This window comes from Prescottella equi (assembly GCF_020171745.1).
Taxonomy (GTDB): Bacteria; Actinomycetota; Actinomycetes; order Mycobacteriales; family Mycobacteriaceae; genus Prescottella; species Prescottella equi_A.
The window spans coordinates 190610-211920 of record NZ_JAIVAH010000020.1 but is presented as its reverse complement, the minus strand read 5'-3'; the positions used below and the strand labels follow the sequence as shown (position 1 = coordinate 211920).

At 68.7% G+C, this 21311-nt stretch carries 17 protein-coding genes; 13 read left to right on the top strand and 4 right to left on the bottom strand.

The annotated features are described in order from the left end of the window. The first annotated feature begins 113 nt into the window (after positions 1 to 113). The 5 genes from LCL87_RS17725 (at position 114) to LCL87_RS17705 (ending at position 5867) form a co-directional block, all read left to right on the top strand. Positions 114 to 1328, top strand: coding sequence for a sensor histidine kinase (locus tag LCL87_RS17725; RefSeq protein WP_510850797.1), 1215 nt, complete (start codon positions 114 to 116; stop codon positions 1326 to 1328). 9 nt (positions 1329 to 1337) lie between these two features. Beyond that, the gene (locus LCL87_RS17720) at positions 1338 to 2000 is read left to right on the top strand and encodes a response regulator transcription factor (RefSeq protein ID WP_225021946.1); all 663 of its coding nucleotides are present in this window, start codon (positions 1338 to 1340) and stop codon (positions 1998 to 2000) included. An 81-nt stretch (positions 2001 to 2081) separates the two neighbouring features. Beyond that, a complete protein-coding gene (locus LCL87_RS17715) occupies positions 2082 to 3113 on the top strand; it encodes an ATP-dependent 6-phosphofructokinase (protein ID WP_225021944.1) in 1032 nt (343 codons plus the stop codon). Positions 3114 to 3135: 22 nt separating this feature from the next. After that, positions 3136 to 4647, top strand: a complete 1512-nt coding sequence (gatB, locus tag LCL87_RS17710; RefSeq protein ID WP_225021941.1) for an Asp-tRNA(Asn)/Glu-tRNA(Gln) amidotransferase subunit GatB — start codon at positions 3136 to 3138, stop codon at positions 4645 to 4647. Positions 4648 to 4658: 11 nt separating this feature from the next. Further along, positions 4659 to 5867 carry a cation:proton antiporter gene (locus tag LCL87_RS17705; RefSeq protein WP_225021940.1) on the top strand — a complete coding sequence of 403 codons (1209 nt, stop codon included), beginning with the start codon at positions 4659 to 4661 and terminating at the stop codon, positions 5865 to 5867. Positions 5868 to 5870: 3 nt separating this feature from the next. On the opposite strand, the gene LCL87_RS17700 is transcribed toward LCL87_RS17705, so the two are convergent. After that, on the bottom strand, positions 5871 to 7019 hold the full coding sequence (locus tag LCL87_RS17700; protein WP_225021938.1) for a PQQ-dependent sugar dehydrogenase: 1149 nt from the start codon (positions 7017 to 7019) through the stop codon (positions 5871 to 5873). Between the two features lie 111 nt (positions 7020 to 7130). Between LCL87_RS17700 and LCL87_RS17695 the strand changes: the two genes are divergently transcribed. Then, positions 7131 to 8060, top strand: coding sequence for a DoxX family protein (locus LCL87_RS17695; protein WP_225021936.1), 930 nt, complete (start codon positions 7131 to 7133; stop codon positions 8058 to 8060). 78 nt (positions 8061 to 8138) lie between these two features. On the opposite strand, the gene ilvD is transcribed toward LCL87_RS17695, so the two are convergent. Then, a complete protein-coding gene (gene ilvD / locus LCL87_RS17690) occupies positions 8139 to 9980 on the bottom strand; it encodes a dihydroxy-acid dehydratase (RefSeq protein WP_225021935.1) in 1842 nt (613 codons plus the stop codon). 191 nt (positions 9981 to 10171) lie between these two features. Further along, a complete protein-coding gene (locus LCL87_RS17685) occupies positions 10172 to 10663 on the bottom strand; it encodes a PH domain-containing protein (protein WP_225022040.1) in 492 nt (163 codons plus the stop codon). 285 nt (positions 10664 to 10948) lie between these two features. On the opposite strand from LCL87_RS17685, the gene LCL87_RS17680 reads away from it, so the two are divergent. The 5 genes from LCL87_RS17680 (at position 10949) to LCL87_RS17660 (ending at position 17472) form a co-directional block, all read left to right on the top strand. Then, positions 10949 to 12910 (top strand): acetolactate synthase large subunit, encoded by a 1962-nt coding sequence (locus tag LCL87_RS17680; protein WP_225021933.1) that lies wholly within the window; start codon positions 10949 to 10951, stop codon positions 12908 to 12910. Next, positions 12907 to 13410 (top strand): acetolactate synthase small subunit, encoded by a 504-nt coding sequence (gene ilvN / locus LCL87_RS17675; protein WP_031938961.1) that lies wholly within the window; start codon positions 12907 to 12909, stop codon positions 13408 to 13410. Before LCL87_RS17680 ends, ilvN begins: the two co-directional genes overlap by 4 nt. Before the next feature lie 64 nt (positions 13411 to 13474). Continuing rightward, the gene (ilvC, locus tag LCL87_RS17670) at positions 13475 to 14488 is read left to right on the top strand and encodes a ketol-acid reductoisomerase (RefSeq protein WP_510850796.1); all 1014 of its coding nucleotides are present in this window, start codon (positions 13475 to 13477) and stop codon (positions 14486 to 14488) included. Between the two features lie 265 nt (positions 14489 to 14753). Continuing rightward, entirely contained in the window at positions 14754 to 16346 is a 1593-nt protein-coding gene (serA, locus tag LCL87_RS17665; RefSeq protein WP_225021931.1) for a phosphoglycerate dehydrogenase, read from the top strand. A 112-nt stretch (positions 16347 to 16458) separates the two neighbouring features. Further along, complete coding sequence (locus LCL87_RS17660) at positions 16459 to 17472, top strand: 3-isopropylmalate dehydrogenase (protein ID WP_225021929.1); 1014 nt, start codon at positions 16459 to 16461, stop codon at positions 17470 to 17472. 60 nt (positions 17473 to 17532) lie between these two features. Here the strand turns inward: LCL87_RS17660 and LCL87_RS17655 are convergent, their stop codons facing one another. Further along, positions 17533 to 18735 carry an MFS transporter gene (locus LCL87_RS17655; protein WP_225021922.1) on the bottom strand — a complete coding sequence of 401 codons (1203 nt, stop codon included), beginning with the start codon at positions 18733 to 18735 and terminating at the stop codon, positions 17533 to 17535. A gap of 127 nt (positions 18736 to 18862) precedes the next feature. Between LCL87_RS17655 and LCL87_RS17650 the strand changes: the two genes are divergently transcribed. Both LCL87_RS17650 and gltX read left to right on the top strand, forming a co-directional pair. Continuing rightward, a complete protein-coding gene (locus tag LCL87_RS17650) occupies positions 18863 to 19636 on the top strand; it encodes a fumarylacetoacetate hydrolase family protein (protein WP_225021920.1) in 774 nt (257 codons plus the stop codon). A gap of 103 nt (positions 19637 to 19739) precedes the next feature. Continuing rightward, positions 19740 to 21215, top strand: coding sequence for a glutamate--tRNA ligase (gene gltX, locus LCL87_RS17645; RefSeq protein WP_225021918.1), 1476 nt, complete (start codon positions 19740 to 19742; stop codon positions 21213 to 21215). Positions 21216 to 21311 lie beyond the last annotated feature (96 nt).

The window sequence follows — 21311 nt, the reverse complement described above, 5'->3', positions numbered from 1 at the left end:
GAAATGGGCGCTGCGCTGCGACATCACCCCGGAGTGCGGATCATCACCGGCCCCGCGGCGGGACCGGGGAGACGACCTCGTACCGCGGAACCACATCGATCTCACTCTCAGGTATGAGGCCGGACGAGACTCCAGTTCCTAGAGTCGGACCCGTGAGTGGCAAGCGAGTGGTCCGTGACGCGACGAATCGGATGCGTGGGCACGGGGTGAACATCCTCATCGGTCTGGTCACCGTGATCCTGTACGCGGTGGCCTGGCCGACGCTGCACCTGACCCATCAGGTCTCGTACCCGATGCAGCCGATCATCGCGGCGCTCGCGGCGTGGCCGTTCATCCTCGTCCGGGCCAATCCCGCTCTCGGATGGGCGGTATCGGCAGTGTCGGCTCTGGTGATCCCGTGGGTGTTCGACCTCGTCCCGGACTCGGGATACGTCTACCCGTGGCAGGTCGTGCACATCATCGTGATCATGACGCTGCTGCTGGCAGTGAGTCTCGTCGCAGCGCCGCCCACGGTCGTGGTGGCGTGGATCTCGACGGTGCTGCTGTTCTTCGCGAACGCCCCCGGCGACGACGGAATCGGCTGGGCGGTCGGACTGAGCGCCCTGGTCGTCTTCGGTCTGCTGATCCGCTGGCTCGTGCTGTCGCGCCGACAGCTGGCCGCCGAGGAGGAGGCCGGTGAGCTGGAGCGGGCCCGGCGGGCGATCCTCGAGGAGAAGGCACGCATCGCGCGTGACCTGCACGACGTCGTGGCCCACCACATGTCGATGGTTGTCGTGCAGGCGCAGAGTGCGCCGTACCGGATCGCGTCGGTGTCGGACGAGGCCAAGGCCGAGTTCGAGTCCATCGGTGCCACCGCGCGGGAGGCGCTCAACGAGATCCGCGGTCTGCTCGGTGTGCTGCGCAGCGACGCCGAGACGATCGAGCGGGCGCCCCAGCCCGGCGTCGACCAGATTCAGGCGCTGCTCGACGGCAGCAGGCGCGCCGGAATGGCGTTGTCGTGGAACGTGACCGGTGATCCGTCGATGCTCTCCGAGTTGTCGGGCCTCACCGTGTACCGAATCCTGCAGGAGTCGCTCTCGAACGCGTCGCGGCACTGTCCCGGCGCGCACGTGACGGTGTCCCTCGAGTACGGACCGTCGGTCACATCGATCGTGGTGCACAACGGTCCGGCTACGGAGGCTGCCCGACCGTCGGAGTCGTCGGGTGGCAGCGGCATCGCCGGCATGCGCGAGCGCGCGGCCGCGATCGGCGGCACCCTCGACACCGTCGTGCGCGACGACGGCGGATTCGAGGTCAGGGCCCACATCCCGAGCACGCCGCTCGCCTAGGCTGGGGCGGTGGCGATCACGGTATTCATTGCGGACGACCAGGCGATGGTGCGGCAGGGCTTCGGCGCGCTGCTGGGCGCGCAGCCCGACATCAGCGTCATCGGCGACGCGCCCGACGGTCGCGCCGCCGTCACCGAGGTCAAGCGGCTGCGGCCCGACGTCGTGCTGATGGACGTGCGGATGCCCGAGATGAACGGGCTCGATGCCGCGCGCGAGATCCTTTCCGCCGCAATGGACCCACCGGTGCGCGTGCTCATGCTCACCACATTCGACATCGACGAGTACGTGTACGAGGCGCTCGGGATCGGCGCCAGCGGGTTTCTGCTCAAGGACGCGCCGGCCGAGGAACTGATCCGGGCGGTGCGCGTCGTCGCGGCGGGGGAGGCGCTGCTCGCACCGAGCGTCACCAAACGGCTGATCGAGGACGTCACCCGGCGTCGCGCGACCCCGCGCCGGCGCGACCGGCAACTCGACGCCCTCACGCCCCGCGAGCGCGAGGTGCTCGAGCTGATCGCGGCGGGCCTGTCGAACGTCGAGATCGCCGAACGGCTGTTCGTCGCGGAACAGACCGTCAAGACCCACGTCGGCAAGGTGCTGTCCAAGCTGTCGCTGCGGGACCGGGCGCAGGCCGTCGTCGTCGCGTACGAATCGGGTCTCGTCACGCCCGGTTGACCGACTCGGCGTGCCTGATCGGCGTGGGAGCGGCAAGATGAACAGGGACCGCTCTGCAACTGAACGCCGAGAGGTGTCGTGATGCGCATCGGAATACTCACCGGGGGCGGCGACTGCCCCGGACTCAACGCCGTGATCCGCGCCGTCGTGCGCACCGCGGACAGTCGATACGGGAGCACCGTCGTCGGATTCCAGGACGGCTGGCGCGGCCTGCTCGAGGACCGCAAGGTCCAGATGCGGAACGAGGACCGGATCGACCGCATCCTCGCGCGTGGCGGCACGATCCTCGGCACCGCGCGCGTCAACCCGCAGAAACTGCACGACGGCCTCGACCGGATCAAGCAGACCCTCGACGACAACGGCATCGACGTCCTCATCCCCATCGGCGGCGAGGGCACGCTGACCGCCGGCAGCTGGCTCGCCGAGAGCGGTGTCCCCGTCGTCGGGGTGCCCAAGACGATCGACAACGACATCGACTGCACCGACGTCACCTTCGGATTCGACACGGCCCTGACCATCGCGACCGAGGCGATCGACCGCCTGCACACCACCGCGGAGTCGCACCAGAGGGTGATGCTCGTCGAGGTGATGGGCCGGCACGCCGGGTGGATCGCGCTGCAGTCGGGCATGGCGTCGGGCGCGCACCTGACGCTGGTGCCGGAGGAACCGTTCGACGTCGACGAGGTGTGCGCGCTGGTGAAGAAGCGCTTCCAGCGTGGCGACTCGCACTTCATCTGCGTCGTCGCCGAGGGGGCGTCGCCGGATCCGTCGTCGATGACGCTGCGTGAGGGCGGCATCGACGAGTTCGGGCACAAGATCTTCACGGGCGTCGCTCAGCAGTTGGCGGTCGAGATCGAGCGTCGGATCGGCAAGGAGGTGCGAACCACGGTCCTCGGGCACGTCCAGCGTGGTGGCACGCCCACCCCGTACGACCGCGTCCTGGCGACCCGGTTCGGTGTCCATGCGACCGATGCCGCCCACAACGGACAGTTCGGTCAGATGGTGGCGCTGCACGGCACGAACATCGAGTTGGTGCCGCTGTCGGAGGCGACCAAACAACTCAAGACCGTGCCCGTCGAGCGCTACCGGGAGGCGGCCGCGTTCTTCGGGTGACCAGGCGCATAAACTCATGGCCATGACTGCCGCCGTGTCCGCTGACCTTCTCGACTATGACGCCGTCCTCGCGAAGTTCGAGCCCGTACTGGGCATGGAAGTGCACGTCGAGTTGCACACCGCCACCAAGATGTTCTGCCCGTGCCCCACGGAGTTCGGCGCCGAGCCCAACACCCAGGTGTGCCCCGTGTGCCTCGGCATGCCGGGTGCGCTTCCCGTCGTCAACCAGGCCGCCGTCGAGTCCGCGATCCGCATCGGCCTGGCGCTGAACTGCTCGATCACCCCGTGGGGCCGGTTCGCGCGGAAGAACTACTTCTACCCGGACCAGCCGAAGAACTACCAGATCTCGCAGTACGACGAGCCCATCGCGACCGAGGGCTACCTCGACGTCGTGCTCGACGACGGCAGCACGTGGCGCGTCGACATCGAGCGCGCGCACATGGAGGAGGACACCGGCAAGTCGCTGCACGTCGGCGGTGCCACCGGTCGCATCCACGGCGCGAGCCACTCGCTGCTCGACTACAACCGCGCGGGTGTGCCGCTGGTCGAGATCGTGACCAAGCCGATCACCGGTGCCGGCGAGCGCGCCCCCGAGGTCGCCCGCGCGTACGTCGCGGCCCTGCGCGACCTGCTCAAGGCCCTCGACGTTTCCGACGTCCGGATGGACCAGGGCTCGCTGCGCTGCGACGCCAACGTCTCGCTCATGCCGATCGGCGCCGACGTGTTCGGCACCCGCACCGAGACCAAGAACGTCAACTCGCTCAAGAGCGTCGAGACGGCCGTCCGGTACGAGATGCGACGCCAGGCCGCCGTGCTCGTCTCCGGTGGCGAGATCATTCAGGAGACCCGCCACTTCCAGGAGGGCGACGGCACCACGTCCGCCGGCCGCCGCAAGGAGACCGCCGAGGACTACCGCTACTTCCCGGAGCCCGACCTCGAGCCCGTCGCACCCGACGCCGCCTGGGTCGAGGAACTGCGCGGCACGCTGCCCGAGCTGCCGTGGATCCGCCGCGCCCGCATCCAGGAGGAGTGGGGCGTCTCCGACGAGGAGATGCGCGACCTGGTCAACGCCGGCGCGCTCGACCTCGTCATCGCGACCACCGAGGCCGGCGCACCCGCGTCCGACGCCCGCTCGTGGTGGGTCGCGTACCTGAGCCAGCAGGCCAACACCCGCGGTGTGGAACTGACCGAACTGCCCATCAGCCCGGCTCAGGTCGCCGAGGTCATCGCATTCGTCACCGACGGCAAGCTCACCAACAAGCTGGCTCGCCAGGTCGTCGACTACGTGCTCGACGGTGAAGGTGACCCCGCACAGATCCTCGCCGCGCACCCGGAGCTGGTGGTCGTGCGTGACGACAGCAAGCTGCAGGCCGCCGTCGACGAGGCCCTCGCCGCCAACCCCGACATCGCCGAGAAGATCCGCAGCGGCAAGGTCGCCGCGGCGGGCAAGATCGTCGGCGACGTCATGAAGGCCACTCGCGGACAAGCGGATCCGGCGCGTGTCAAGGAACTCGTCATCGCCGCGTGCAGCTAATGTAGCGGCGCATGAGCGCTGCCGTAGCCACGTCACTCTTCTGGATCACAGTCGCCGCAGCGATCGCGCCCCTGATTGCGGGATCGTTGCGGCGCAAGCTGATTCCCGAGGTCGTGCTGTTACTCGTGGCCGGCATCGTGATCGGGCCGTTCGTGCTCGACCTGGCGAGCGTCGACCCCGAGATCGAACTGCTCCGTGAGCTCGGGCTCGGCATGCTGTTCCTGCTCGCCGGTTACGAGATCGACAAGGACGAACTGACCGGCCGCGGCGGGCGCCGTGCCCTGATCACGTGGCTGATCTGCCTGGCGCTGGCGTTCGCCGTCGTCGCGGGTCTGGCGGCGGCAGGGCTGGTGCACTCGGAGATCGCCGTCGCGATCGCCCTCACCTCGACGGCGCTGGGCACGCTGCTGCCGATCCTCAAGGATCGCGGTCTCGTCGAGACGCCGGTCGGTCGCGCCATCCTCAACCACGGTGCGATCGGTGAGATCGGCCCGGTCATCGCGATGGCGGTGCTGCTGGGTGCGCGCGGCGCGGTGTTCTCGCTCGTCGTGCTCGCGGCGTTCGCGGCCGTCGCGGTGATCGTCGCGCTGCTGCCGGCCCGGATCCTCCGCGAGGGCACCGACCTGCTGGCCCTGGTCCGCCGCGGCTCGGACACCACCGCGCAGACCACCGTCCGCTTGGTGATGCTGCTGCTCGTCGCGCTCATCGCGGTGGCGACGGTCTTCGACCTCGACATCATCCTGGGTGCCTTCGCTGCGGGCTTCATCCTGCGCCGGACCGTGCCGGACGGCAACGAACAGCTCGAACACAAGCTCGAGGGTCTCGCCTTCGGTCTTCTCATCCCGATCTTCTTCGTCACCTCGGGCATGGCGATCGACGTCTCCGCCGTCGCCGGGGAACCGTTGGTGCTGTTGGCGTTCCTCGCGCTGCTGGTGATCGTCCGCGGGCTGCCGGTGTTCGTCGCGTCGCGCTACGACCGCGACGCGTCGTTCGACACGCGTGAGAGCTCGCAGATCGCGCTGTACTCCACCACCGGGCTGCCGCTCATCGTCGCGGTCACCGGCGTTGCCGTGTCGGCGGGGCAGATGTCGAACGCCACGGCGTCGATCCTCGTTGCTGCGGGCGCGATCTCGGTGCTGATCCTGCCGATGCTCGCCGGGTTCCTCGTCAAGCGCACCCCGTCGGCGGAGGGCGAGGCCCGTGCGGGCGTGAGCGCCTGAGCGTCAGTCGAATCCGCCGCCACCGGACGGCAGCGGAATCTTCACGACACGATCGTCCGTGGGCCCGGGCTCGCCCCCGGACTTGTTGACCGTCGACGCCCAGATCTGGCCCTCACCGCTGATCGTGACGTCGCCGAGCCGGCCGTAGAGGTTCTGCGCGAGTTGCGCGGGGGCGGACGACACCGAACCCGTCTCGCGGTCGGTCGTCAGCACCGCCACCGCTCGCCCGTCGGTGAGCGCGATCGCGACGGCGCCGGCCGCCACCGCGCACCCGGCCACGCCCGGCTTGTCGGGCCACGTCCACACGGGTGCAGCGCCGACGGCGCCGTCCGGGCGGACCCGCTGCAACCGGTCCCCGGTTGCCGTCCGATCCGTCACCCACACACCGCCGTCGGCGTCCGTGCACACACCACCGGCACGCCCGATGCCGGACAGCGCGACCGCCGGCCGGGGCGGCGCGGGCGCCGTCGACAGCGAGGTGACGCGGAGAAGCTTGCCGGCGAGCGACCCCGGGTCGGCCGCGGCGGCCGGGTCACCCGCATCACCCGTGAGCACCATGAGTTGGCCGGGGCCGGCGAACTCCAGTGATCCGGCATTGCCCTCGGCGCCACGCGGAATGCCGGTGAGCACGTCCTTGGGAACGTCGCCGGGGGCGACGCGCACCACGCGGTTGTCGGTCGCCGTCGTGATGTACGCGTAGACGAGCCTGTCCTCGCCGAACGTGGGGGAGAGCGCGATGTCGAGCAGCCCGCCGTCGCTACCGGAATCGACGGGGACCGAGGCGAACTCGGTGGGTGCCTGGCCCGGAGTCACCAGCAGGATCCGACCGGTGCGACGCTCGGTCACCAGCGCCGACGCCCCGTCGGGCAGCATCACCAGGCCGCCGGTGCTGTCGAGACACGTCGCCACGACGTTGGGATCGCGGTCGAAGCACGGGTCGTCGGGTTTCGACGGCTGGGGCGCCACCGACGACGGCGGCGACGGCTCCCTCGGCTGCACCTCGCCGCCGGAACCGAACGTCGGCTCCGGGGTGAACGGGGAGGACGCGGTGTCGTCGAAGCGGGCGCATCCCGCGGCCGTGATCACGACCATCGCGCAGAATGCGGCCACGGTCGCACGGCGTGCCCGCAGGCTCGGTTGACCCATCCTCATGCTGCACGACGTTACGGAAGGGAACGCCGTCGTCGCCACGTCGCCCGGTGTGACCGGCGCGCCGGAGCGACAATCCGGTGGCCCACCGCGATCCGCCCTAGGCTGCCTTTCGTGACCGACAAGCCGAGAGAGCACCCCGCGTCCACCGGCCAGGGCACCGCGCCCAGTCCGTTCGATCAGCCGACGGAGCGGTTTCCGGCACAGTCCGTCCGGGCGTCGATCCCGCGCACCGACGACGACTTCGATCCCGGCGCGGACGATCTGAGCAGTCTGCCCACCGAGCAGATCCCTGTCTTCCGGCCCGCCCCGGACGTTCCGGCGCCACCGGTGGTCGAGGATCAAGTGACCGAGGTGATCGTGCGCCCCGAGCCGACGGTGTCCGGGCCGATCGTTTCGGAATCCTTCATTTCGGAGCCGACCGTGTCCGAGCCGATTGTTTCGGAGCCGATTGTGTCCGAGCCCATCACGATCGCCGCCCCGGTTGCGGTTGCTCCGGCAGGTCCGCCGTCCGACGGTGCGGATGCGCGCCGCGGCACGCTCGACGTCGGGCTGCTGGTGTTGCGCCTCGCCGTGGGCGGGACCCTCCTCGCGCACGGTCTCCAGAAGCTGACCGGATGGTGGAACGGCCCCGGGCTCGGCGGATACCGGGACGACCTGGTCACCGCCGGATTCGATCACGCGCGTGCCCTTGCGGTCGCGGGGGCGGTCGGCGAGGTCGCCGGTGGCGCGCTGCTGATCCTGGGCCTGCTCACCCCGTTCGCGGGGGCAGCGGTGCTGGCGGTGATGATCAACGCCTGGTGTCTCAAGCAGTCGGCGCTGCCCGGCCTCGAATACTTCGCTCCCGGCGGCGTCGAGTACGAGACGCTGATCGGCGCCGCGGCGGCCGCGATCGTCCTCACCGGCCCGGGGCGGATCGCGATCGACGGCCGCCGCAAATGGGCCACCCGGCCGCACGTCGGGTCGGTCGTGATCCTGCTGCTCGGCGTCGCACTGGGCCTGACGGTGTGGTTCGTCTTCAACGGGGCGAATCCCGTCATCTGACGCCTACCCCGATACGGCTGAAGGGTCTCTTCACGCGCTGTGAGCGCGTGAAGAGACCCTTCAGCCGTTGTAGCGGTGTTACGGCACCTGGCGGACGGCGCCCTTGTCGGCCGAGGTGGCCAGGGCGGCGTATGCGCGCAGCGCGGTGGTGACGGTGCGCTGACGGTCCACCGGCTGCCACGGACGCTCGGACGCCTCCATCTTGGCGCGGCGCGCGGCGAGGGTCTCGTCGTCGACGAGGACCTCGAGCGTGCGGGTCGCGACGTCGATGCGGATCTGGTCACCGTCCTCGACGAGGCCGATCACACCGCCCGACGCGGCCTCGGGGGAGATGTGGCCGATCGACAGGCCCGACGTGCCACCGGAGAAGCGGCCGTCGGTGATCAGCGCGCACTCCTTGCCCAGACCGGCGCCCTTGAGGAATGCGGTGGGGTGCAGCATCTCCTGCATGCCCGGGCCACCCTTGGGGCCCTCGTAGCGCACGACGATGACGTCGCCCGGCTTGATCTGCTTCTGCAGGATCACCGAGACGGCCGCCTCCTGCGACTCGACGACGACGGCCGGGCCCTGGAACGAGAACAGCTCCTCGTCGATGCCGGCGGTCTTGAGGATCGCGCCGTCGACGGCGATGTTGCCGCGCAGCACGCACAGGCCGCCCTCGACGGTGTACGCATGCTCCTTGTCCCGGATGCAGCCGCCCTCGGCGTCCGTGTCCAGCGCCGACCAACGGTTGTTCGTCGAGAACGGCTCGGTGGTGCGCACGCCGCCCGGGGCCGCGTGGAACAGCTCGATCGCCTCGTCGGACGCCTTGCCGGAGCGGATGTCCCACGTGTCGAGCCACTCGTCGAAGCTCTTGGTGTGGACGGTGGAGACGTCGGTCTCGAGCAGGTCCGCACGGCGCAGCTCACCGAGCAGCGCGGGGATGCCGCCGGCCCGGTGCACGTCCTCCATGTGGTAGTCCGAGTTGGGGGAGACCTTCGACAGGCACGGCACACGACGGCTGATCTCGTCGATCGTGGTCAGATCGAAGTCGACCTCGCCCTCCTGCGCCGCGGCGAGCGTGTGCAGGACGGTGTTGGTGGAGCCGCCCATCGCGACGTCCAGCGCCATCGCGTTGCGGAAGGCCTTGGGGGTGGCGATGTTCCGCGGCAGGACCGACTCGTCCTCGTCGCGGTAGTAGCGCAGCGCGGCCTCGACGACGGTGGTGCCGGCGCGGCTGAACAGGGCGCGGCGTGCCTCGTGCGTCGCCAGCGTCGACCCGTTGCCGGGCAGGGCCAGACCCAGCGCCTCGGTGAGGCAGTTCATCGAGTTGGCGGTGAACATGCCGGAGCAGGAGCCACACGTCGGGCAGGCGCTGCGCTCGACCTCGTCCAGGCCCTCCTCGGACACGGAGTCGTTCGCGCTCGCGGAGATCGCGGTGATCAGGTCGGTGGGTGCCTGTGCGACGCCACCCACGACGACGGCCTTGCCGGCCTCCATCGGGCCACCCGAGACGAAGACCGTCGGGATGTTCAGGCGCATTGCGGCATTGAGCATGCCGGGGGTGATCTTGTCGCAGTTCGAGATGCACACCAGCGCGTCCGCGGTGTGGGCGTTGACCATGTACTCGACCGAGTCGGCGATGATCTCGCGGCTGGGCAGCGAGTACAGCATGCCGCCGTGGCCCATCGCGATGCCGTCGTCGACGGCGATCGTGTGGAACTCGCGGGGCACGCCGCCGGCGGCGCGGACGGCCTCGGCGACGATGTCGCCGACGTCCTTGAGATGGACGTGGCCGGGAACGAACTGGGTGTACGAGTTGGCGATCGCGACGATCGGCTTACCGAAGTCGGAGTCGGTCATACCGGTGGCGCGCCACAGCGAGCGGGCTCCGGCAGCGTTGCGTCCGACGGTGGTGGTGCGTGACCTCAGCGGGGGCATGGGCGGATTCCTTCGTCGATCAGCGGTTCTCGGCGGCGGGCTGTGCACGCCGAGCGCGGCGAAAAAAGTTCGTGATGGTGTGGGCCCGTGGTGTGCTGGTCGGCTGGACCCGATATCGGCTGTTAGAACTGCCTCGTCATCTCCGGTGGGAGTGGGAGACGTCCTGGTGCGACGCTACTCCCGTGACCGGGTCATTCGGCATTCGGCTCCGGCGCGTCGGTGGCCTCCGCCTTGGCGGCCTCTTCCTCTGCCCACTTGCGCGCTTCCGCCTCGCGTGCGGCTGCGTACGGGTCGGTGACCCGGCCGCCGCTCGCGGACGCCAGCTGGGGCAGCCGGCCGAACGTCACGGTCGGCAGCGACACCTCGGTGCCGTCCACGAGGTCGGCGCGCGCCCAGCCCCGCTTGGGGAAGCGGAAGCCCTTGATCCGATCCCACGATATGGACTGCGACGAGAAGGCGCGGCGCAGTTCGAGCCCGTCCGGCGTGACGGTGGTGCGCACGCGCAGCACCCAGGCGCCGATGAGGAACGGGATCACCAGCGTCCAGCTGAAGGCCGCCGGCCAACCCAGAACCGGGAAGCTGAGGCAGAACAGCAGGAAGATGCACGCAATCAGCGCGAGCGGCGAAATCCGGATGACCTGTCGGCTGTCCGCGGGCGTATGGGATGATGACTGTGGTGGCACGGGCTGCTGAGGAGATGACACCTCTACATCTTCGCACTGCAGCCGAGGCATCTTACATTCTGGGACAGCGCACTCATCAAAGTTGACTGTCTACCATTCGCGCGCCTACCGTCGAGCGCGTGAAGCAGAATGAGTTGCTCGTAATCGGCCGGCGCGTCGTCGCCTGAGCCGGTTGTTGCAACTCGCCAGATAACGACGCGCCACCCTCGTACAGCTGATGCTGACGAGGGTTTTTTGTTGCCCTGATCCAGAACCGCAGAGCCAGAATCGCAGAGGATTTCTCCAGTGAGCGCACCAACCGCACGGCCTCAACCCACGCCGCGCAAGTCGGGAGCTACCGGCCCGACCGCGGGAGACAGTAGGGCTGCCACCGCGCAGCCCGGTAACCGTCGTCAGGTCGCCCCTGAGCGGGTCACCGGCGCGCAGTCCGTGGTCCGAGCCCTCGAGGAGCTCGAGGTCGACACCGTGTTCGGTATCCCGGGTGGTGCCGTGCTGCCGGTGTACGACCCGCTCTTCGACTCGAAGAAGGTCCGCCACGTCCTGGTCCGGCACGAGCAGGGCGCGGGGCACGCCGCGACCGGATACGCGCAGGCCACCGGCAAGGTCGGCGTCTGCATGGCGACCTCCGGCCCCGGTGCGACGAACCTGGTGACCCCGCTCGCCGACGCTCAGATGGACTCGGTCCCGGTCGTCGCGATCACCGGTCAGGTGGGTCGCGGACTGATCGGCACCGACGCGTTCCAGGAAGCCGACATCTCCGGCATCACGATGCCGATCACGAAGCACAACTTCCTCATCACCGAGGGCATCGACATCCCGCGGATCCTGGCGGAGGCGTTCTACCTCGCGTCGAGCGGGCGCCCGGGCGCGGTCCTCGTCGACATCCCGAAGGACATCCTGCAGGCGCAGACCACGTTCTCGTGGCCGCCGGAGATGCACCTGCCGGGCTACCGTCCGGTCACCAAGCCGCACGGCAAGCAGGTGCGCGAGGCCGCACGCCTGATCGCCGACGCCAAGTCGCCGGTCCTGTACGTCGGTGGCGGTGTCATCAAGGCCGACGCATCGCCGGAACTCCTCGAACTGGCCGAGCTCACCGGCATTCCCGTCGTCACGACCCTGATGGCGCGCGGCGCGTTCCCGGACAGCCACCAGCTCAACTGCGGCATGCCGGGCATGCACGGCACCGTGGCCGCGGTTGCGGCGCTGCAGCGGAGTGATCTCCTGATCACCCTCGGTGCGCGCTTCGACGACCGTGTCACCGGTCAGCTGGACTCGTTCGCGCCCGACGCCAAGGTCATCCACGCGGACATCGACCCGGCCGAGATCGGTAAGAACCGCCACGCGGACGTCCCGATCGTGGGCGACTGCAAGGAGGTCATCACCGAGCTGATCGAGGCGATCCGCGCCGATCAGGCGACCGGCACGTCCCTCGACCTCACCGAGTGGTGGGCGTACCTGGACAACATCCGCCGCACCTACCCGCTGGCGTACGACCGTCCCTCGGACGGCGCGCTGTCGCCCGAGTACGTGATCCAGGCCGTCGGCCGGCTCGCGGGCCCGGACGCCATCTACTGCGCCGGCGTCGGCCAGCACCAGATGTGGGCGGCGCAGTTCGTCAACTACGAGAAGCCGCGCACGTGGCTCAACTCGGGTGGCCTGGGCACGATGGGCTACGCCGTGCCGGCCGCGATGGGCGCCAAGATGGGCATGCCGGACCGCGAGGTCTGGGCCATCGACGGCGACGGCTGCTTCCAGATGACCAATCAGGAACTGGCCACGTGTGCCCTCGAGGGCGTGCCGATCAAGGTCGCGCTCGTCAACAACGGCAACCTGGGCATGGTCCGCCAGTGGCAGACCCTGTTCTACGACGAGCGCTACTCGAACACGAACCTGGGCACGCACGGCGCCGTCCGGATCCCGGACTTCGTCAAGCTGGCCGAGGCGCTGGGCTGCGTGGGTATCCGGGTCGAGCGTGAGGAGGACGTCGAGGACGCCATCCGCACCGCGCAGTCGATCAACGACAAGCCTGTCGTCATCGACTTCATCGTCGGCAAGGACGCCCAGGTGTGGCCGATGGTCGCCGCCGGCACCAGCAACGACGAGATCATGGCGGCGCGGGGCATCCGCCCGCTGTTCGACGAAGACGAGGCTGCGGACGAGCCCGCAACCATTCACGAGGCCATGCAGGAAGGCGCCGCGCGTGAGCAGGCTGCCTCCGAGGCCGAAGCCGGAGAGGATCGCCAGTGAGCACCAGCCACACCCTCAGTGTTCTCGTCGAGGACAAGCCGGGCGTGCTGGCCCGTGTCGCTGCACTCTTCTCCCGTCGGGGATTCAACATCGAGTCGCTCGCCGTCGGCGGCACCGAGGTTCCCGACATCTCGCGCATGACGATCGTCGTCACGGTCGACGAGTTCCCGCTCGAGCAGGTGACCAAGCAGCTCAACAAGCTGGTGAACGTCATCAAGATCGTCGAGCAGGACACCGAGGCGTCGGTGGCGCGCGAGCTGATCCTGATCAAGGTGCGTGCGGACGCCAGCGTGCGCACGCAGGTCATCGAGACGGTGAACCTGTTCCGCGCCAAGGTGATCGACGTCGCTCCCGAGGCCGTCACGATCGAGGCCACGGGCACCCGTTCCAAGCTCGACGCACTCCTGCGCATGCTCGATCCGTTCGGCATCCGCGAGATCGTGCAGTCCGGTGTGGTGGCGGTCGGCCGTGGGCCGAAGTCCATCACGGCCACCCGCTAGAACCGTTCACCCACCAACAACAGACAATCAAGCGTTCATAGAACCCAGAGGGAAGGTAAGAACTGTGGCAGTCGAGATGTTCTACGACGACGATGCAGACCTGTCGATCATCCAGGGCCGCAAGGTCGCGGTCATCGGCTACGGCAGCCAGGGCCACGCGCACTCGCTGAGCCTGCGCGATTCCGGTGTCGATGTGCGCATCGGCCTCCAGGAGGGTTCGAAGTCCCGCGCCAAGGCCGAGGAGCAGGGCCTGACCGTGGGCACGCCGGCCGAGGTTGCCGAGTGGGCCGACGTCATCATGGTGCTCGCCCCCGACACCGCTCAGGCGTCGATCTTCAAGAACGACATCGAGCCGAACCTGAAGGACGGCGACGCGCTGTTCTTCGGCCACGGCCTCAACATCCACTTCGACCTGATCACGCCCCCGGCGAACGTCACGGTCGCCATGGTCGCGCCGAAGGGCCCGGGCCACCTGGTCCGTCGTCAGTTCGTCGACGGCAAGGGCGTTCCGGCCCTGATCGCCGTCCACCAGGACCCGAAGGGCGAGGGCCAGGCCCTGGCTCTGTCCTACGCCAAGGGCATCGGTGGCACCCGCGCCGGCGTCATCAAGACCACGTTCAAGGAAGAGACCGAGACGGACCTCTTCGGCGAGCAGGCTGTGCTCTGCGGCGGCACCGAGGAACTGGTCAAGACCGGTTTCGAGGTCATGGTCGAGGCCGGCTACGCGCCCGAGATGGCGTACTTCGAGGTGCTGCACGAGCTCAAGCTCATCGTCGACCTCATGTACGAGGGTGGCATCGCCCGCATGAACTACTCGGTGTCCGACACCGCTGAGTTCGGCGGTTACCTGTCGGGCCCGCGCGTCATCGACGCCGGCACCAAGGAGCGCATGAAGGCGATCCTGGCCGACATCCAGTCCGGCGAGTTCACCCGCCGCCTGGTCGCCAACGTCGAGAACGGCAACACCGAGCTCGAGGGCCTGCGCAAGGCCAACGCCGAGCACCCCATCGAGGTCACCGGCAAGAAGCTGCGCGACCTGATGAGCTGGGTCGATCGTCCGATCACCGAGACGGCCTGATCCACAGCCTCTCAATTCGGCCCGGGGGCCGCGCGTTTCGTCGCGCGGCCCCCGGGCCGGAGTCGTTCTCGGCTGTGGCGAGAATCTCCGAATTGCGTACCGCCGGTGTCCACTATGTGGTAGCCGGTACCCGCCCTGCGGAATCACGGCGCCCGGCCAACTAAACTGATCACGTCTGCGACCCGTGCGCGCCCGAAGCGGTGCCCGGCCGAGGACAATCGCTCGACCCGACACACCCAGACACCGAAACACAGGAGAGTTCCTCGTGAGCCAGAATGGCCGTCCCGTTGTCCTGATCGCCGACAAGCTCGCACAATCGACCGTCGATGCGCTCGGTGACGGTGTCGAGGTGCGCTGGGTCGACGGCCCGGACCGCCCCGCGCTGCTCGCGGCCGTGCCCGAGGCCGACGCCCTGCTCGTCCGCTCGGCCACGACGGTCGACGCCGAGGTGCTCGCCGCTGCCACGAAGCTGAAGATCGTCGGTCGCGCCGGCGTCGGCCTCGACAACGTCGACATCCCGGCCGCCACCGAGCGTGGCGTCATGGTCGTCAACGCGCCGACCTCCAACATCCACTCGGCCGCCGAGCACGCCGTGTCGCTGCTGCTGTCGACCGCGCGCCAGATCCCGGCCGCCGACCGCACGCTGCGTGAGAAGACTTGGAAGCGTTCGAGCTTCAACGGCACCGAGATCCTCGGCAAGACCGTCGGCGTCGTCGGCCTGGGCCGCATCGGCCAGCTGTTCGCGCAGCGTCTCGCCGCGTTCGAGACCGAGATCATCGCGTACGACCCCTACCTGCCGGCCGCTCGCGCCGCGCAGCTGGGCATCGAGCTGGTCGACATCGATCAGCTGGTCGAGCGCGCCGACTTCATCTCGGTGCACCTGCCCAAGACCAAGGAGACCGCGGGTCTGCTGAACGCCGAGCGTCTGGCCAAGGCCAAGGACGGCGTCATCATCGTCAACGCCGCTCGCGGTGGCCTGATCGACGAGGACGCGCTGTACGACGCGCTCGTGAACGGCAAGGTCCGCGCCGCCGGCCTCGACGTGTTCAACACCGAGCCGTGCACCGACTCCAAGCTGTTCGACCTCGACAACGTCGTCGTCACCCCGCACCTCGGTGCTTCCACCTCGGAGGCCCAGGACCGCGCGGGCACCGACGTCGCCAAGAGCGTCCTGCTGGCCCTGGCCGGCGAGTTCGTGCCGGACGCGGTCAACGTCTCCGGCGGCCCGGTCGGCGAAGAGGTCGCCCCGTGGCTCGAGCTGGTCCGCAAGCTGGGTCTGCTCGCCGGCACCCTGTCGCCCGAGGCCGTCCAGAACGTCCAGGTCGTCGCGAGCGGCGAACTGTCGGCCGAGAACGTCGACATCCTGGGCCTGGCCGCTCTGCGTGGCCTGTTCTCGGCGAGCAGCGACGAGGCCGTCACGTTCGTCAACGCCCCGCAGCTCGCCGAGCAGCGTGGCGTGAGCGTCGAGGTCGAGAAGCACAGCGAGGCGCAGACGCACCGCAGCGCCGTCGAGGTCCGCGCGGTTGCCGCCGACGGTACCGTCACCACCGTCGCGGGTGCGCTGACCGGCCTGCAGCAGGTCGAGAAGATCGTCAACATCAACGGCCGCAGCTTCGACCTGCGCGCCGAGGGCCACAACATCGTCGTGCACTACGCGGATCGTCCGGGCGTGCTCGGTGTCCTGGGCACCGTCCTGGGCACCGCCGGCATCGACATCCAGGCCGCCGCGTTGAGCCAGGACGTCGAGGGCGAGGGCGCCACCGTCATCCTGCGCGTCGACAAGGTCGTCGGCGACGCCGAGGTTGCGCAGATCGTCGAGCAGCTCGACGCTCGCGTCGCGCAGGTCGACCTGTCCTGATCCTCCCCATACCCACCCGGTGGCCGCGATCGTCGAGGACGGTCGCGGCCACCGGCGCAGCCGGGGTGTCTCACGCCACCGGTGGATTCTCAGTCGAAAGAGAGTGTGTCCCATGAAGCTTGCGGTCATCCCCGGTGACGGCATCGGTGTCGAGGTCACGGCGGAAGCGCTGAAGGTCCTGCGGAAGCTGGTTCCGGATGTGGAGACCACCGAGTTCGACCTCGGTGCCAAGCGCTACAACGAGACCGGCGACCTGCTGCCCGAGGCCGAGCTCGACGCGATCCGTCAGCACGACGCGATCCTGCTCGGCGCCATCGGCGACCCGCGGTTCGTCGCACCCGGCATCCTCGAGCGTGGCCTGCTGCTGAACATGCGCTTCCTTCTCGATCACCACGTGAACCTGCGTCCGGCGCGCACCTACCCGGAGTCGAGCTCGCCGCTCGCCGCCAACCCGGACATCGACTTCATCGTCGTCCGCGAGGGCACCGAGGGCCCGTACACCGGCAACGGTGGCTCGATCCGCGTCGGCACCCCGCACGAGGTCGCGACCGAGGTCTCGGTCAACACCTGGTTCGGTGCCGAGCGCGTCGTCCGCGCCGCGTACGAGCTGGCACAGAAGCGTCGCAAGCACCTGACGCTGATCCACAAGACCAACGTGCTCTCGAACGCCGGTCGCATCTGGACCCGCGCGATGGAGACCGTCGGCGCCGAGTACCCGGAGGTCGAGACGGCGTACTGCCACATCGACGCTGCGACTATCTACATGGTCACCGACCCGGCGCGCTTCGACGTGATCGTCACCGACAACCTGTTCGGCGACATCATCACCGACCTGGCGGGCGCCGTCACCGGTGGTATCGGTCTGGCCGCGAGCGCCAACATCGATGCGTCGGGCACCAACCCGTCGATGTTCGAGCCGGTTCACGGCTCGGCACCGGACATCGCGGGCCAGGGCATCGCCGACCCGACCGCCGCGATCCTGTCGGCCGCGATGCTGCTGCGTCACCTCGGCCGTGAGGACGACGCCGCGCGCATCGAGGCCGCCGTCGAGGCCGATCTGGCTTCGCGCGGCGACGCCCCGATCGTCACCACCGAGGTCGGCGACCGGATCGCCGCCGCCGTCTAGGCGCTCCGAACCCGAAACACGTGACCGCCGCCCGGAATCCGGGCGGCGGTCACGGTCGTTTCAGCGTCGTTCGGGATGGTCCTCTGGGACCAGGGGAGCGGCGACGAGGGGGAACAGGGCGGCGACTGCGAAGGTCACCGGGAAGCTGACCGCCGCGACCAACGCACCGAAGACGGGCGGCACCAACGACGCCGCCAGGTACTGGCTCGTGTTCTGGGCGCCCAGCGCACGGCCGCTCCAGTACGGTCCGGCGATCTCGGCGACAGCGGTGAACGCCAATCCGTTGTCCGCCACCGTGATCACCGACGCCACGACCAGCAGCGCCACGGACACGGGGGAGTCCAGCCAGTCCGTCAGCGCCAGCGCTCCCATCGAGATCGCGGCGGCAATCGCGACCCAGCGCAGCGGCCGCATCCGGCTACCGACCCGATCGCTCAGCGCTCCGGCCGCGATCCGCCCTGCGGCGCCCAGCAATTGGGTGACGGTGATCAGCAGGCCGGCCGCGGCGGCGGACCAGTTCCGATCCGTCATCAACCACAGCAGTGCGAACGTCCACACCAGATACTGCGGCACCACCAGAAGGACCGAGACGCCGTGAATCCGCCACAGCACACCCGAGTTCCGGTACGGATTGTCCAGCAGGCCCGACCCCTGGGCGGCCGAGCGTTCCGGCCGCGGCGGGTCGACGACGAACAGACAACCGACCGCTGCGACAAATGTCACAACTGTGGGTAGGGCCAATGCCCAACCGACGCCATGAGATTCGGCCACGCGGGGCACCGTGAGCGCCGCGACCGCGACACCCAGTGGCAGGGCCATCTGCCGGATCCCCATCGCGAATCCGCGCCGCTGTGGCGGAAACCACCCCACCACGACACGTCCACTGGCCGCGTTGGCGCTCGATGCGGCCATGCCGCCGATGAACAGGAAGACCCCGAGCATCGCGAACGACGAACTGAAGGCGGCAGCGGCGCTCGCCACCGCGGTCGCGGCCATGCCGACCACCAGGACGCGGCGTTCGCCGATGCGATCGACGACGGCACCCCAGGCCATCAGGCTGACGAGGAATCCGACCGTCGGCGCGGCCACCACGAGTCCGGCGCGGGACAGCTCCATGCCGTGCGTGTCGTGCAGCGTCGGCAGCAGGAACGCGGGCGCGTTCGAGAACACCGCGCCCGCGGCCTGCGCGAGCACACCCAGTCCCAGCATGGACCAGCGTTTCGTCGAACTCGCCCGAACTTCCTCGCCTACCGTCGCGCTCATGATGCCGTCCCAATATATGAAATGAATGTCCTAGAATGTGGATACCGCTCGAAGTGTAGACCCTTCACGACCGGCTGCGCGACGGGTACGGCCACCCGGCGTGATGTGACTCGATAGACTCGGGCACATGCGCCTTGGTCGAATTGCCAGTCCCGATGGAGTTGCCTTCGTGTCGATCGAGGGGGAGGGTGACGCGCAGACTGCGAAGGAAATTGCCGAACACCCCTTCGGCACACCGACTTTCACGGGCCGCAGCTGGCCTCTTGCGGACGTTCGGCTGCTGGCTCCGATCCTGGCCAGCAAGGTGATCTGTGTCGGCAAGAACTACGCGGCGCACGCAGCGGAGATGGGCGGCGAGGCGCCCGAGGATCCCGTCATCTTCATCAAGCCCAACACTTCGATCGTCGGTCCGGGCGCGCCGATCATGCTGCCGCCGTCGTCGAACGAGGTGCACTACGAGGGTGAGCTCGCCGTCGTCATCGGCCGCCCCTGCAAGGATGTTCCCGCGGCCAAGGCGCTCGACGTCGTGCTCGGGTACACCGTTGCGAACGACGTCACGGCGCGCGATCAGCAGCGGCACGACGGCCAGTGGACTCGCGCAAAGGGCTACGACACATTCTGCCCGTTGGGCCCGTGGATCGAGACGAACCTGGACGTCTCGGACGTCGAGATCACGACCGAGGTCGACGGTGAGGTCAAGCAGCGCAGCCGCACTTCGCTTCTACTGCACGACATCCCGAAGGTCATCGAGTGGGTGTCGGCGGTCATGACGCTGCTGCCCGGCGACGTGATCCTCACCGGAACCCCCGAGGGGGTCGGCCCGATCGTCGACGGCCAGAGCGTGAGCGTCACGGTCGAGGGCATCGGCACGCTGACCAATCCGGTTGCCGCCAAGCGCTGATCGGATACCGCTACGAGTGCTCACGGGACTAGCCTGTAAGGGTCCTTTCCCCGTCGCCTAGACGTGCCCAACGGCGTCTAGCAGTGTCGACCCGAAGTGAGCCATGACCACCAGCGAAGTACGCGTCCGTTTCTGTCCGTCACCCACCGGCACCCCGCACGTCGGGCTGGTCCGCACCGCCCTGTTCAACTGGGCGTTCGCGCGTCACCACGGTGGCTCGTTCGTGTTCCGCATCGAGGACACCGACGCCGCCCGCGATTCGGAGGAGTCGTACCAGGCGATCCTGGACGCGCTGCGCTGGCTCGGGCTGAGCTGGGACGAGGGCCCGGAGGTGGGTGGCCCGTACGAGCCGTACCGGCAGTCGCAGCGGCGTGACCAGCACCTCGACGTGGTCCGTCGTCTCGTCGAGGCCGGCGAGGCGTACGAGTCGTTCTCGACCCCCGAGGAGGTCGAGGCGCGGCACAAGGCGGCCGGCCGTGACCCCAAGCTGGGCTACGACAACTTCGATCGCGACCTGACGGCCGAGCAGATCCAGGCGTACCTGGACGAGGGTCGCAAGCCCGTGGTGCGGCTGCGGATGCCCGATCACGACCTGACGTGGAACGACCTCGTTCGCGGTGAGACGACGTTCAAGGCCGGTACGGTGCCGGACTTCGCGCTCACCCGTGGCAACGGCATCCCGCTGTACACGCTCGTCAACCCGGTCGACGACGCGTTGATGAAGATCACGCACGTCCTGCGCGGTGAGGACCTGCTGTCGTCGACGCCGCGTCAGCTCGCCCTGTACGAGGCGCTGCAGCGCATCGGCGTCGCCGATTTCACGCCCGAATTCGGGCACCTGCCGTTCGTGATGGGGCAGGGCAACAAGAAGCTGTCCAAGCGCGACCCCGAGTCGAACCTCTTCATCCACCGCGATCGCGGCTTCATACCCGAGGGGCTGCTCAACTACCTCGCACTGCTGGGCTGGAGCATCGCGGACGACCACGACGTCTTCTCGCTCGACGAGATGGTCGCGGCGTTCGACATCTCCAAGGTCAACTCGAATCCGGCACGTTTCGATCAGAAGAAGGCCGACGCGATCAACGCCGAGCACATCCGTCTGCTCGAGCCGGCGGACTTCGCGGCGCGGCTGCGTCAGTACCTCACGACGCACGGGCATCCCGTCGACGCCCTGACCGACGAACAGTTCGCGGTTGCAGCGGACCTGGTTCAGACGCGCATCGTCGTCCTGTCGGACGCGTGGGACCTGCTGAAGTTCCTGCTGGTGTCCGACGCCGACTTCGCGATCGACCCCGCCGCCGCGGCCAAGAACCTCGGCGCCGACGCCGCTCCCGTATTGGACGCCACGATCGAGGCGCTGGACTCCCTGCCGGCCTGGGCCACTGCGGATATCGAGGAGTCGCTCAAGGCTGCGCTGATCGAGAAGCTGGAACTGAAGCCGCGTAAGGCGTTCGCGCCGGTGCGCGTCGCGGTCACCGGTTCGCACATCAGCCCGCCGCTGTACGAGTCCATGGAACTGCTCGGCCGGGACGTGACGCTCGCGCGTCTGCGTTCTGCCCGCGCTCAGGTCGGCAGCTAGCCTCCCCGTCGGCGGTCAGAGGGCCATTTCGTCCCTCTGACCAGCCGATTTGGAGAAACCATGGGGGGCTTTGATATTGTTCTCCTCGTTCGAAAG